The sequence below is a fragment of the Streptomyces sp. NPDC001941 genome (assembly GCF_040296945.1).
Lineage (GTDB): Bacteria > Actinomycetota > Actinomycetes > Streptomycetales > Streptomycetaceae > Streptomyces.
Genome location: NZ_JBEOYE010000041.1, coordinates 1 through 12,604 on the forward strand (window position 1 = coordinate 1; position 12,604 = coordinate 12,604).

A 12,604-nucleotide genomic window follows, 5' to 3' on the forward strand; every position below is an offset into this window, starting at 1 on the left:
TCCGCCGCGGCGCCCGCCGCCATGCCGACACCGGTGGCCAGGGCGTCCTTGTAGTTGCCCTCGCTGATGTCCTTGGCCATGCTGCCGATGTCGTACAGGTCGAAGGCCTTGCCGACGCCGTCGAAGAAGGCCAGGCCGTTGGGGTCGATCCGGTTGACCGGGTCGCCGTCCGCGTACAGGTAGGGGTTCTTCTCCTGCCCTGACGGGTCGGGCTGGGTGAAGCGGCCGACGTTGGGGTCGTAGTAGCGGGCCTCGAAGTGGTAGAGCCCGGTCGGGTCCTGGTAGCCGCCCGCGAAGCGGTAGGGCTGGCCGACCTTCTCGGTGGTGCCGCCGCGCCGCACGCCGCGCGGCGAGTAGCTGTACGAGTTCACCTTCGCGCCGGTGTCGTCGGCGAGGGCGACGACCGAGCCCAGGGCGTCGGTGAGGTAGTAGTAGCTCCTTCCGCCGGTGGTCATGGAGTTGAGGGTGCCCCCGGGCTCGCGGTTGAACCCCTGGTCCACGCCCAGGGTCGAGGCGGCGGAGAGGCCGAGCGGGCCGTTGTGGAAGTAGGTGTCGCCGAGCTTGATGCGCTCGCTCATGTCGGTGGAGGCGTACTGGCCGGCGTAGGCCTTGCCGCCGACCGTGACCGAGGTGAGCTGCCTGTGGTCGGTGTACTTGCCCGCCGTCCTGGCGGCCTCGGGCGTGGAGGCGCCGGCCGTCTCGCTGCCGACCTTGTCGTAGCTCCAGCCGGTGGTGGAGCCGTTCTTGCCGGTGATCTGCTGGGCGTCGTTCAGGGTGTACGTGGTGCCGCGCGGGCAGCCGGGGTCGACACCCTGCGAGGTGAGGTTGCCCGCCAGGTCGTAGCAGTACTGCCAGGACTCGGTGAGGGTGCCGCCCTTCTCCTCCTTGGCGTAGGAGAAGCGCCCGGCGCCGTCGTACTGGTACGTGGTCTTCAGGCCCGCGAGGACGTCGGTGCGCGTGCGGATCTTGGCGCTGTCCTTGCCGGCGTCGCTGTAGCCGTAGTCCAGCTCCACTAGGGTGCCCTTGGGCGAGGTCGCCTTGATCTTCTCGGGGCGGCCGCCCGCGTCGACCGTGACCTCCTGGACGGTGGAGCCAGGGTAGGTCGTCTTGGTGCGGACGTCGTTCTTGTCGTACTCGTACGAAGTGACCTTGCCGTTCGGCTCCTTCAGCTCCTTGAGCTTGTTCACCTCGTTCCAGGTGTAGTCCGTGGTCCCCGCCGGGTCCTGGTAGTAGTCGACGTTGCCCGCCGGGGTGTAGGCCAGCTTGGTCTGCGAGCCGTTCTGCAGGGTGCGGATCGTCTCGCGCTGGAGCGGGTCGAACTCGTACTTGGTCACGCCGGTGGAGTCCGAGCGCTGCACGAGGTTGCCGTCGGCGTCGTAGGCGTACGTCACGGTGGCGTAGTTGGACGAGTCGACCTTGATGATCCGGTCGCGGTGGTCGTACGCGTACGTGACCGTCACGCCGCGGCCGTCCTGGACGCTGACGGCGCGACCCAGGTCGTCGTAGCGGATCTTGGTGACACCGAGCGGCGTGGGCGGGGTGACGGTGGTCAGGTCGCCCTTCGCGTCGTACTTGAAGGACGTGGTCACCGACTTCGACGCCGACGTCTTGGTGATCGCCTTGCAGCGCTGGCCCTCGAAGCCGCCGCAGGTCGGGGTGGCCGGGTTGTACTCGAAGGTCTGGTTGCCGCCCCCGGTGCCGGTCTTGGCGACGGAGGTGGTGTTGCCGACGGCGTCGTACGTGTACTCGGTCTTCTCGCCGTCGGGGTTGGTGGAGTCCTTGGGGCGGTCGGCGCCCGCGACGGTCTGCCAGTTGTTGACGGTCTGTCCGCCGGTCGGCGCCGTCACCGACTTGAGGTTGTTGCGGGTGTCCCAGCCGTACTTGGTGACGTTGCCCGGCGTGGAGCCCGAGCCCATGGCGTCGGTGGCGGAGTCGATGTTGCGGTTGGCGTCGAAGGACTTGCCGCGCTTGCGCTGGAGGTGGTCGCGGGTCTCGGTGACCTCGCCGTCGGCGTTGTGCTTGTAGTACGTGTGGTGCTGCTCGGGGTCGGTGACCGTGGTCTCGCCCGCGTCGACCGGCGTGGCACCGGTGTAGGAGTAGGTGTACGTCGGCCCGGTGTGGCCCTCGGAGTTGAGGCCGGTGCCGCGGAGCATGGAGCGCACGCGGTTCTGGTCGTCGTACGAGAAGACGGTGACCCGGCCCTCCGCCGTGACGATCTTCCGGACGCGCCGCGAGCCGTCGTACTCGAAGGTGGTCGTCTTGCCCTCGGTGTCCGTGGTGCGCGACAGGTTGCCCTCGGGGTCGAGGTCGAAGACGGCGGTGCGGCCGGTGTGGTCCTTGGCCTGCCACTGCGACGCGTCGGTCTTGAGCAGGTCGATCCAGCGGCCGGAGCGCTTCTCGGTGAGCTTGAAGCCCTTGTGCTCGGGACCCTGGTCGTGCTGCTCGACGGTGATCTCGCCCTTGTTGCGGTCGGTGACCTTGGTGAGCGTGCCGTTCGCGTCGTAGGTGTCCTTGGCCGACGTCTTGCGGTCGGTGAGCGTCCAGGTGCCGTCGGCGTTCTTCTTCAGGTCCTTGGAGTAGCCCTTGGGCGTCGTGTACGAGCCGTCGGCGTTCTTGTCGAAGCTGAGGGCGGCGCCGGTGCTGTCGTAGACGACCGCGTCGTTGGCGAACGACTGGACGTAGCGCTCGTACCCCTGCCACCAGTGCTTGGAGACCTTGCCCCAGGGGGCGTCGAGGCTGTTGTACGTACGCGAGAGCGTCAGGTTCTGGCCCACGCCCGCGACCTGGAAGTCGGTTCCCGCGAGCATCAGGTTGCCGTTGGAGTGGTTGACGACCGCGACGAGCGAGTCGCTGACGCGGAAGCTCGACTTCTGGTGCCAGGGCACGTCGCCCTGGCCCTCGGGCACGTAGACCAGCGGGGCGAGCCGCGCACCGGCGGGCGGGGCGGGGGCCTCACCGGTCTCGGCGCGCTCGCGCTGGGCGGCCTCCCAGGCGGCTTCGGCGGCGGACGGGGCGGCCTCCGGCTGGTTCGGTACGGGCTTGGTGCTGCCGACCAGGACCGGCGGCGAGGCCAGGGGCGCATCGTCCTTGCCCCAGACGGACGTCGGGCCCGGGTCGCCCGGGTCGGCGGCGACGGCGGGAAGGGTGGTCGCGGTGACGGCCATGACCGCGAGGGCGGCGGTGACCACGAGGCGGGTGGATCTGCTGGATCTGCGAGCGCGCACGACGGACGCGCCCAGCACGGGCGAACGCATGGACTTCCCCCCACAGGAAGAGGCGCCTACCGGCTCCGACGGCCGGTACGGCGGCGGCCATACGTTCACACGCGGCGGCCCCGGGCGATCACGCCGTGCCCCCTTTCAGTTTTCGTACACCTGTCGGAATTGGTCGCGCCGCTTCCTGTGGGGCGAGTGGGGCGAGAGGGTCTGGTGCGGGGAAGGAACGGGGAACGCGAGGATGGACGCCGTCCGTCATTCCCCCAAGGATCCGTAAATGTTGGCTGGAAAGTGACCGTCAGAAATGCGAGGGCTACGGCTTTTCGGAGTGCGTACGCGCGGACGGTGTCATCGCCGGGAGCGGCGGTGCGGGTGTGGTGCCGGACGGCGTGGACGGCGGATTTCCAGGTTCCCGCGAGCCGGTGGGAAGATCCGTGCATGCACGACCAGCCCGCCCCGAGAACACGTACCACCCGACTCGATCAGGTCTTCCTGATCGAGCTGAACGGTGAGACCGACTTCGACGACACCGCCGAACTCGACGCCGCCTGGGCCGCCGCGGACGAAGCGGCGCTGCCCACCACCGCGATCGACCTCTCGGGGGTCGCCTTCGCCGACAGCATGCTGCTCAACAGCCTCCTCGGCGCCCTCGCTCGGCACCAGGCCACCGGGCGCGAGCTGATCCTGCTCGGCCCGCTCCCCGACGGCGTGCGCCGGCTGCTGTCCCTGAGCGGAACCCTGGAGCACTTCACCGTCGCCGACACCGGGCCCTCACAGGACAGCTGACCCGCACTCCGCGTACGCGTACCGGGCGCTGACCGGCTCTGGTAGAACCGGCGCATGCGCCCACGGCCCGGAGAGGTCCTGCACTTCTCGGAGGACCCCACGATCACCCTGTTCCGCCCGCACGTCGCCGCCACCGCACGGCACCCGGAAGCCTTCGTGTGGGCCGTCGACGCGGCCCGGGCACCCGACTACTGGTTCCCCCGCCAATGTCCTCGCGCCATGGCCTGGACCGTGCCCGGCACCACCGAGGACGACAAGGAACGCATCCTCGGACCCGGCGGCGGCGAACGGGTCCACGCGATCGAGTACGGCTGGCTGCCGCGCCTCCTCCACGTGGAGCTCTTCGCCTACCGCCTGCCCGCCGCCTCCTTCCGCCCCGTCGGCGACCCCGTCCCCCACGCCCACGTCTCCACCACCCCCGTCGAACCGCTCGGCGCACCCGAACCCGTCGGCGACCTGCTGCGGCTGCACCAGGACGCGGGCATCCAGCTGCGTCTCCTGGACAACCTGTGGGACTTCTGGGACGCCGTCACCGCCGGCACCCTCGGCTACAGCGGCATCCGCCTGCGCAACGCCACGCCCCGGGCCACCTCCTGAGCCGACGGAAGCCCCCCTCGCGTGTCCCTCGTGGCGCGGAGCGGGGCGCCGGTGCCGGTGCGCTACGTTGCTCGGCATGTCCGGGAGTGAGAAGGGCGGGCGACGGCTTCGGCCGGGTGCCGAGGTCCTGGAGCGGCTGCGGCACACCGAGTTCGACGGCGTGGTGTCCGCCGGTGCCGACGTGCTCGCGGAGGCCGACGCCGCCCGGGTGATGGGCTTCGCACTGCGGCTGGGGCAGGAGCTGTTCCTGTCCGGCTTCGGCACCCGCACGATCGAGTCGTCGGTGATCGCGGTCTCCACCACGCTCGGCCTCAACCACCTCGAGGTCGACGTCACCGCGCGCACCATCCACCTGCAGTACGCGCCGCCCAACCAGGTGCCGACGTCGATGATGCGGGTGACCCGCGTGACGCAGGACCCCCGCAACCTGCACCGGATGGCCGCCCTGCACCGCCTGACCGCGCACGTGGTCGCCGGACGCCTCGACGTCCGCCAGGCCGGCAAGGCCCTCGAACGCATCCAGCGGACTCCCCCGCCGTGGCCGTGGTGGGTGGTCGTGCTCGGCGGCGCGATCCTGGCGGCGTCCGTGACGCTCCAGGTCGGGGGCTCCCCCTCAGCCGCCCTCACCGCCGCGGCCGTCTGGGGACTGTGCGAACGAACCGGGTGGCTGCTTGCGCGCATGGCCGTCCCGTTCTTCTTCACCATCGCCATCCAGGCCGCCGTCGTCGTCGCCCTGGGCATCGCGCTGCTGGAGTGGGGACTCGTACACCCCTACAGCACCGCCGTCATGGCCGCGAACCTCGTCGTGCTCCTGCCCATCGGGCCGCTGATCGCCCTGCCGCAGGACGGCATCAACGGCTTCTCCCTCATGACCGCCACCCGCACCGTCAACGTCTCCCTCGCACTCGCCGGGATGGCGGCGGGCGTGGTCACCGCCGCCGTCCTGGCCGACGAGGCCGCCGCCGACCTCTACGCCCCTTCCATCGACCACACCGTGCTGCCGGTGTGGGGCGCACTGCTCGTCGCCGCGGTGGGGGCACTGGGCAACTGCCTCTCCATGGGCGGAACGCGCCGCCACATCCCGGTCGCCCTCGCCGCGGGCCTGCTGGCCGGCGGGGTCAACACCGCGGCGGTCCACCTGCTCGGCGCACCGCCCCTCGCGGTGGCCTGCGCCGCCACCACGCTCGGGATCGCCGCGGCGTTGTGCAGCCCGCTCCTGCGCATCCCCGCCGCGGCCGTGATCATCCCGGGTGCGGCCGGTGCGCTGCTCCCCAGCCTGCAGGTGTACGACAGCCTCACCCAGCTCTCCCTCGGACGCGACGACGCCGGTACCGCGGCCCTGCTGGCCCTGGTCGCCAGCAGTGCCATCGGCATCGGCGTCGTCGCCGGCACCCTCCTCGGCAACGCCCTGGCCCGCGCCCTGATCCGCCTCCAGCCCGCTGCCGCCGCCTGAACCGCGCCGAGGAGTCAGAACGCCTCGGTGTTGGTCCAGGCCCAGACCGAGCCGTTGGCCGGGTCGATGTCGAGGTAGTCGTCGCGGCCGTCGCCGTTGATGTCGGCGAAGTGGATGTGGCTGCCGGGTGCGGAGCGGGTTCCGCCGGTGGCCGCGGGGACCCCGGCGGCGATGATGCCCTGGGGGTTCCAGGCCCAGCCGCTGGGTGAGGAGGAGGCGGGTCCGGCGTTCTGCCAGCCGCGCACGGAGCTGTCGTCGTTGACGTCGAGGTAGTCGACGCGTCGGCTGGCCGTGGGATCGTTGGGATAGATGTAGAGCTGGGCGAGGCGGATGTGGCTGGCGGGTGAGCCGACGCCGGGGGCGATCTGGCCGAGCGGGTTCCAGTTCCACGGGTCGATGGGCGAGCCGGGGCGGTAGCCGCCGTTGGACCAGGCGGTGAGCGAACCGTTCGACGCTCCGATGACGACGTAGTCGTCCTTGCGGTCGCCGTCGACGTCGGCGAGGCGCACGTGTTCACCGCGGGCGCCGACTCCGGAGGCGATGCGGCCCCTGGGTTCCCACGCCCAGCCGCTGTCGGAGGCCGCGGAGGCGCCCCGGTTCTCCCACAGGGTCAGCGCGCCGGTGTCCGGGTGGAGCGTGACGTAGTCGTCGTCGCCGTCGCCGTCGATGTCCGCGAAGGTGACCTCCCGGCCGGGCACTCCGACGCCGGGGGCGATGCGGCCCTTGTAGTGCCAGTCGTAGCGGTCGGGACCGCCGTTGAGCCAGGTGTACACGGCTCCGTTGGCGGCGAGGTAGACGTAGTCGTCGCGGGCGTCGCCGTCGATGTGGGCGAACAGGACCCGGCCGCGTTCCCCGTTCGCGATGGTGCCCAGGGGGTTCCAGTTCCAGTCGCCGCTTCCGCCGGGCGGGGGACCGGCGTTGAGCCACATGTCCATGGCACCGCTGGTGATGTCGAAGACGACGTAGTCGGCGCGGCCGTTGTTGTTGGGTCCGGTGCGGGCGTGCAGGTGGCCGAAGAGGACCCGCGGTGACATGAAGCCGGCACCGGGTGCGATGCGGCCACGGGGGTTCCACGCCCAGCCGCTCGGCGAGGAGGCGGAGGGCCCTCCGTTGTCCCAAAGGGTCACCGACCCGTTGTCCCTGCCCAGGACCAGGTAGTCCTCGCGGCCGTCACCCGTGACGTCCGCGAAGACGACCTGCTGGAAGGGGGAGCCCACGCCTGGGGCGACCTCGCCGGCGGAGTCCCAGGCCCAGCCGGAGTCGGACGAGGCGGAGGGGCCGTTGTTGATCCAGGCGCGGACGGACCCGTTGTCCCTGCCCAGGACGAGGTAGTCCGCCCGGCTGTCGCCGTTGATGTCGGCCATCCGTACCAGGATTCCGAGCGAACCGACGCCGGGGGCGACCCTGCCCGCGGGGTTCCACGCCCAGCCCGAGGGCGTGGGACCGGCGTTGAGGAACGCGATGAGGGAGCCGTTCGCGGCGCCGATCAGCAGCAGGTCGGCCCGGTGGTCGCCGTTGATGTCCGCGAAGTCGACGATGTCCGTGGGCGGCAGGGGCGGTCCGATGAGGCCCAGGTAGTTCCAGGTGGGTGTGCCTGCGGGGTTGTTGCTGCCGTTGAGCCAGGCCGTGATCCGGTAGTCCCCGCCGACCTTGAGGTAGTCGTCGCGGCCGTCGCCGTTCAGGTCGGCCAGGTGGTAGGTGCTCTGCGGGCCCGGGGGGTCGGCGCCCGGCTGTGGGTCGGGGTTGATGGAGGCCCCGTACCCGCTGGCTATGTTGCCCTTGGCGAACCAGTTGGGGGCCCCGAGCGGTCCGCCGTTGCCGGGGTCGCTGCCCGGTGCGGGCTTGACCCAGCCGGCGACCTCCAGGGAGCGGACGCCCTCGTAGAAGATGTCTCCCATCTTGCGGTAGCCGCTGTCGTTGGGGTGCAGCAGGTCGGCCAGGTCGGAGACCTGGACGGGGTCCATGTCGACCATCCACACGTGCTTGCCCGCGTTCTGCCGTTCGGCGACCACGGCGGGGATGGAGTTGTTGTAGGCGGCGATGCGCCCCTCGACGACCGGGTCGCGTGCGGGCACCAGGGTGGAGACCACGACGGCCACGTCGGGCTGGTCGTTGACGATGCGGTCGATCAACCCGCCCAGGCGCCGGGGCGCGTCGGCCGGATCACGGTTGGTGTTCATGTCGTTGGTGCCGATGTGCAGGAGCACGACATTGGGCTTGTAGGTGGCCATGGCGGTGTCGGTGATGCTGGCGATGTTCTCGATGGTCCAGCCCGAATGGCCCTCGTGGTCGTTGTCGGGGACCTCGCCGTTGTGCTGCGAACCGACGAAGCTGGTGACCGTCTGCGTCTGGTTCCTCAGGTCCTGCCAGAGCGGCCCGCGGTAGCCTGCGCCGTCGGAACTGCCCACGCCGTAGGTGATGGAGTCGCCCAGCGGCAGGATCCGCAGGTCCGGCGGCTCGGCCGCGGCCCGCATGGCCCCGACCTGGACGGCGTAGTGGTCGGCCTGCTCCCCGGGGCGCCGCGCCACCGGATGGTCGTCGATCCGCTCCGAGGACAGGACCCAGTCCAGTTCACGGCCGCTCTGCTGCGTGGGCAGGCCGGTGGCGTAGCGGTAGGAGTTGGCCGGCTGCGCGAACCGCCCCGGCTCTATGTTGAAGTCCGCTCCGATGGTCCAGTTCCGGCCCCCTGCCGCATCCGCCATCGCCTGCGTCATCGCGGGCGCGTCGGCCGCGGAGCCGGACAGAGCGTGGAAGGAGTAGTACCACTCGTTGCCCAGACGGATGCCGAGCGCGTTGCGCGCCGTGCGCCCGGGGTCGTGGTTGCGGATGATGCGGACTTCGTCCGCCAGTTGCCTCGTCACGATGGCGAGGTTGTTGCGTCCTCCGACGTACCTGCCGTCCTGGGAGTCGGTCTGCAAGTAGTAGATGTGGAACGTCTCCCGGTCCCGCTCGTCAGCGACACGCCACCGATAGCGCTGGACGTACCCGGACCTGCCGGGCGCCGCGGGATCGATGACGATGTTCTCCACGAAGTCACCGGGCGGCTCGGGTCCGGCCTCCTGGACCGTGACGACATCGGCGGCTATCGCGTACCTCCTGATGGTGTTGAACCACTTGCTGTCCCTGCCCGCCGTCGCTCCCTGCAGGTTGTAGGTGATCACGCCCGTCGTCCGCAGGGAGCCGGCGTACGCCGGTGCTGCCCCGCCGAGCGCGACGACGGCGGACGACAACAGGGCCAGGACGACCGTGAGGAGAACCCCTCTGGCCGGGCGGCGGGAGGGTCCCGGAGGCCTTCGTCGGCACTCCCGGGCGCGGGTCGGGGACGGCGTGGAGCGGAGGAGGCGCATGCGTACGTCCTGCTTTCGACGGGGCGAGTCGAGGGCGGTAGGTGGTGGGGGAACGGGACGCCGCGCGTCCGGCAAAGTGCGGTGCACGCCACGGGGAGTTGTTCGAGTGCTCCCCCGCGCACTCGTGGCAGGACGACGGTACGAAGGCAAGCGCAGCGCCACATCCCCCGTGAGAGCTACGGCAGTTGTCCTCGTGCGGGTGATCCGCGCTCCGCGGCGCGTGCCTAGCGTGGCCAGCGGGCCGCCACGAGTGCGGTCCCCCGCCGCCAGGGAGGTCCACCATGAGTTCGTCGTCCGCCGCCCCGCACGAAACGCCCTCCGGACCGGAGCCGGGATCCGGGGCGTCAGACGCGCAGGCCGGACCGCGCGGCCGCCTCCGACGGCTCGCGCGCACCCCGCTGGGCTGGGCGGTGTGCGGCATGCTCGGGATCGGGCTGGTCGCGGCCCTGACCGCCACCGGCCCCGGGCCGGTCCCGGCGCTGGGCGCCGTGGGTGCGGTGGCCGTGTACGCGTGGGTGATGCGCCGTCTCGCGCAACGGTCGACGCCGGAGATCGCCCGGGCCGGCGCGCTGCGGGAGGCCGCGCTCGGCGGCGGGCTGGGCCTGGCCTTCATCCTGGTGGTCCTCGCGCTGATCACCCTGTTCGGCGGCTACTCGTTCACCTGGGCCGGGCACGGCTTCGTGGGGGTGGTGTGGTCGGCGGTCATGATGCAGCTCAACGCCGCGGTCGCCGAGGAGCTGATGTTCCGCGGCCTGGCCCTGCAGGCCCTGGAACAGCGCTGGGGCAGCGCCGTGGCCATCACCGTCACCGCGGTGTTCTTCGGCGCGGCCCACCTGGGCGGGGCGGGCGCCAGCCTGTGGGGTGCGGTGGCCATCGCCGTCGAGGCGGGCGTGCTGCTCGGCGTCGCGTTCCTGTGGCGGCGCAGCATCTGGTTCGTCGCGGGCCTGCACTTCACCTGGAACACCGTGCAGCAACTGGCGGGCGTACCCCTGTCCGGTCACACTCCCGACGGCCTGTTCACCGTCGAGACGGCAGGGTCCTCCGTCCTGACCGGTGGCCGGTTCGGCCTGGAGGCATCGGTCGTGCCCGTCCTGCTCAGCCTCCTGATCATCGTCCCGATGCTCGTCCGGGCGCGCCGCCAGGGCACAATATGGCCCCGGCTCACCCGCCGCTGAGGACCGGACAACCAGGCGTACGGAGGGGCGAGATGACGACGGAGCGAGCCAACTGGCCCTACACCGTGGCGAACTGGGGCAAGCACCGACCAGTCCCCGCGCTGGACTGGGGCAAGCGCCAGCCGGTCGCCGTGCAGGACGGCGTCCTGGCCGTGGTCCTCTCGGTAATGGCCTTCGTCCCGACCTTGTCGGTGATCGGTGCGCAGATCGGCGACCTGCCCGGGCGTCCTGCGGACGCTCTGAGCATCGTGCTGACCCTGGCCCAGACGCTGCCCCTCGCGGGCCGCCGAAAGGTCCCGGGCGTCTGTTTCGCGGTCATCGGGTTCGCCTTCGCTGGCCATCAAGTCCTCGGTTACGCGACGACGTTCGGCAGCATGGGGCTGTACGTGGCGCTGTACTCGGCAGGCGCCCACCAGGCCCGCTCGCGCGGCGCCCTGCCGGCCGTGGCGAGTGCAGGGTACGTCGTCCTGGCCGTGGTGCTGCACCGCCTCGGCTCGCCCCAGGCCGCGATGGACTACCTCGCCTTCTTCCTCGTACTGGCCGGGTTCTGGTTGCTGGGGCGGGGTGTGCGCGTACGTCGGGCACGGGAGCTGGAGCGCCGGCGGCTGGCGGCCGACGCCGCCACGGCCGCCGAGCGGGCCCGGATCGCGCGCGAACTGCACGACGTGGTCACGCACCACGTGACCGCGATGGTCATCCAGACGGACGCGGCGCAGTTCCTGATCGCCGGTGCGCCGGAGCGGGCCACGGAGTCGCTCGTCGCCGTCAGCGACACCGGTCGGCGGGCGCTGACCGAACTCCGCAGTCTCCTGGACGTCTTGGAGGCGACCGGGGACGGTGCCCTCGCCGATCCCGCGCGAACGGACCGGGGCCCGACGCTGGGCCGGCTGGCGGACCTCGTCGAGCAGGCCCGCGCGTCCGGCCAGCCGGTCCGCTTCAGCGAGGAGGGCGAGCGCACTCCCCAGCCGGTCGACATCGAGCTGGCCGCCTACCGTACGGTCCAGGAAGCGCTCACCAACGCGATGAAGCACGCCCCCGGGCAGCCCACCACGGTCTCGCTCCGCCACACCGCGTCGACGATCGAGATCACGGTCACCACCGACGGCCCGCGCCTCGCACCCGTCCACTCCGCCGAAGGAGCGCGGCCGGTGACGGGAGGCGGGCGGGGACTGACCGGCCTGGGCATACGCATCCAGGCGCTGCACGGTGAACTCCACGCGGGACCAAGCCTCTTGGGCGGTTTCGAGGTCCGTGCCACCCTCCCCCTCCAGTCCGGCCAGGAGTAGTCCCGTGACCGACGCACCGCCGCCGATCCGCGTACTCGTCTGCGACGACCAGGCCCTGGTCCGCACGGGGTACGCCACCATCTTCTCCTCACAGCCCGACATGGACGTCGTCGGCGAGGCCGCGAACGGGCACGAAGCCGTCCAGCTCGCGCTGCGGCTCCGCCCGGACGTGGTGGTGATGGACATCCGCATGCCCCTGCTCGACGGCATCGCCGCCACCCGCCGACTGGCCGGCCCCGAAGCCGAGGACGCGCCGAAGGTACTGGTCGTCACCACCTTCAACGTCGACGCCTACGTGTACGACGCGCTCAAGGCCGGGGCCAGCGGCTTCCTCCTCAAGGACTCGCCCCCGGCGGACATCGTCGCCGGGATCAGGACCGTGGCCCGCGGCGAAGCCCTCCTGGCCCCCGCGGTGACGCGCCACCTCATCGGCCACTACGCCGAGCACCTGCGCCCCGCCTCCGCCGAACGCGACGCCGTCGTCCGGGCCCTGACCGTACGCGAACTGGAAGTGTTCCAGCAGATCGCGCGGGGCCTGTCGAACGCCGAGATCGCCACCGAACTCCGGGTGGCCCCGGAGACCGTGAAGACGTACGTCTCCCGCATCCTGGCCAAACTCGCCCTGCGCGACCGCGTCCAGGCCGTCGTCCTCGCGTACCGGACCGGCCTGGCGCCCTCCACCAGCTGAACACCGGTGCGGGTGCGGGGGTACCGCTGAGGGGAGCCTCGACGCCCCGGCGGTGAG

The 12,604-nt window shown here is 71.3% G+C and carries 8 protein-coding genes; 6 read left to right on the forward strand and 2 right to left on the reverse strand.

Going from position 1 to position 12,604, the window contains the following annotated elements; all coding sequences use genetic code 11:
- A partial coding sequence (locus ABT160_RS25355) for an RHS repeat-associated core domain-containing protein (protein ID WP_502984298.1) occupies window positions 1-3,254 on the reverse strand: 3,254 nt, incomplete at its 3' end.
- A 399-nt stretch (window positions 3,255-3,653) separates the two neighbouring features.
- Between ABT160_RS25355 and ABT160_RS25360 the strand changes: the two genes are divergently transcribed.
- From ABT160_RS25360 to ABT160_RS25370, 3 genes are all read left to right on the forward strand, one after another.
- The gene (locus ABT160_RS25360; RefSeq protein ID WP_351650092.1) at window positions 3,654-4,001 is read left to right on the forward strand and encodes an STAS domain-containing protein; all 348 of its coding nucleotides are present in this window, start codon (window positions 3,654-3,656) and stop codon (window positions 3,999-4,001) included.
- 54 nt (window positions 4,002-4,055) lie between these two features.
- Window positions 4,056-4,598: a DUF6886 family protein gene (locus ABT160_RS25365; protein ID WP_351650093.1), complete on the forward strand. Its 543-nt coding sequence runs from the start codon at window positions 4,056-4,058 to the stop codon at window positions 4,596-4,598.
- A gap of 76 nt (window positions 4,599-4,674) precedes the next feature.
- Complete coding sequence (locus ABT160_RS25370; RefSeq protein WP_351650094.1) at window positions 4,675-6,051, forward strand: threonine/serine exporter family protein; 1,377 nt, start codon at window positions 4,675-4,677, stop codon at window positions 6,049-6,051.
- Window positions 6,052-6,065: 14 nt separating this feature from the next.
- Here the strand turns inward: ABT160_RS25370 and ABT160_RS25375 are convergent, their stop codons facing one another.
- Entirely contained in the window at window positions 6,066-9,281 is a 3,216-nt protein-coding gene (locus tag ABT160_RS25375; RefSeq protein WP_351650095.1) for an FG-GAP-like repeat-containing protein, read from the reverse strand.
- Between the two features lie 398 nt (window positions 9,282-9,679).
- On the opposite strand from ABT160_RS25375, the gene ABT160_RS25380 reads away from it, so the two are divergent.
- The 3 genes from ABT160_RS25380 to ABT160_RS25390 are packed head-to-tail and all read left to right on the forward strand — an operon-like array spanning window position 9,680 to window position 12,547.
- Window positions 9,680-10,573, forward strand: a complete 894-nt coding sequence (locus tag ABT160_RS25380; protein WP_351650096.1) for a CPBP family intramembrane glutamic endopeptidase — start codon at window positions 9,680-9,682, stop codon at window positions 10,571-10,573.
- Window positions 10,574-10,605: 32 nt separating this feature from the next.
- Window positions 10,606-11,859, forward strand: coding sequence for a sensor histidine kinase (locus tag ABT160_RS25385; RefSeq protein ID WP_351650097.1), 1,254 nt, complete (start codon window positions 10,606-10,608; stop codon window positions 11,857-11,859).
- 4 nt (window positions 11,860-11,863) lie between these two features.
- Window positions 11,864-12,547 (forward strand): response regulator, encoded by a 684-nt coding sequence (locus ABT160_RS25390; RefSeq protein WP_351650098.1) that lies wholly within the window; start codon window positions 11,864-11,866, stop codon window positions 12,545-12,547.
- The last annotated feature ends 57 nt before the right edge of the window (window positions 12,548-12,604 follow it).

Excerpts from the sequence above, each read along its gene's own strand:
- ABT160_RS25360 (WP_351650092.1), top strand. The coding sequence starts at position 3,654 with ATGCACGACCAGCCCGCCCCGAGAACACGTACCACCCGACTCGATCAG.
- ABT160_RS25365 (WP_351650093.1), top strand. The coding sequence starts at position 4,056 with ATGCGCCCACGGCCCGGAGAGGTCCTGCACTTCTCGGAGGACCCCACG.
- ABT160_RS25370 (WP_351650094.1), top strand. The coding sequence starts at position 4,675 with ATGTCCGGGAGTGAGAAGGGCGGGCGACGGCTTCGGCCGGGTGCCGAG.
- ABT160_RS25380 (WP_351650096.1), top strand. The coding sequence starts at position 9,680 with ATGAGTTCGTCGTCCGCCGCCCCGCACGAAACGCCCTCCGGACCGGAG.
- ABT160_RS25385 (WP_351650097.1), top strand. The coding sequence starts at position 10,606 with ATGACGACGGAGCGAGCCAACTGGCCCTACACCGTGGCGAACTGGGGC.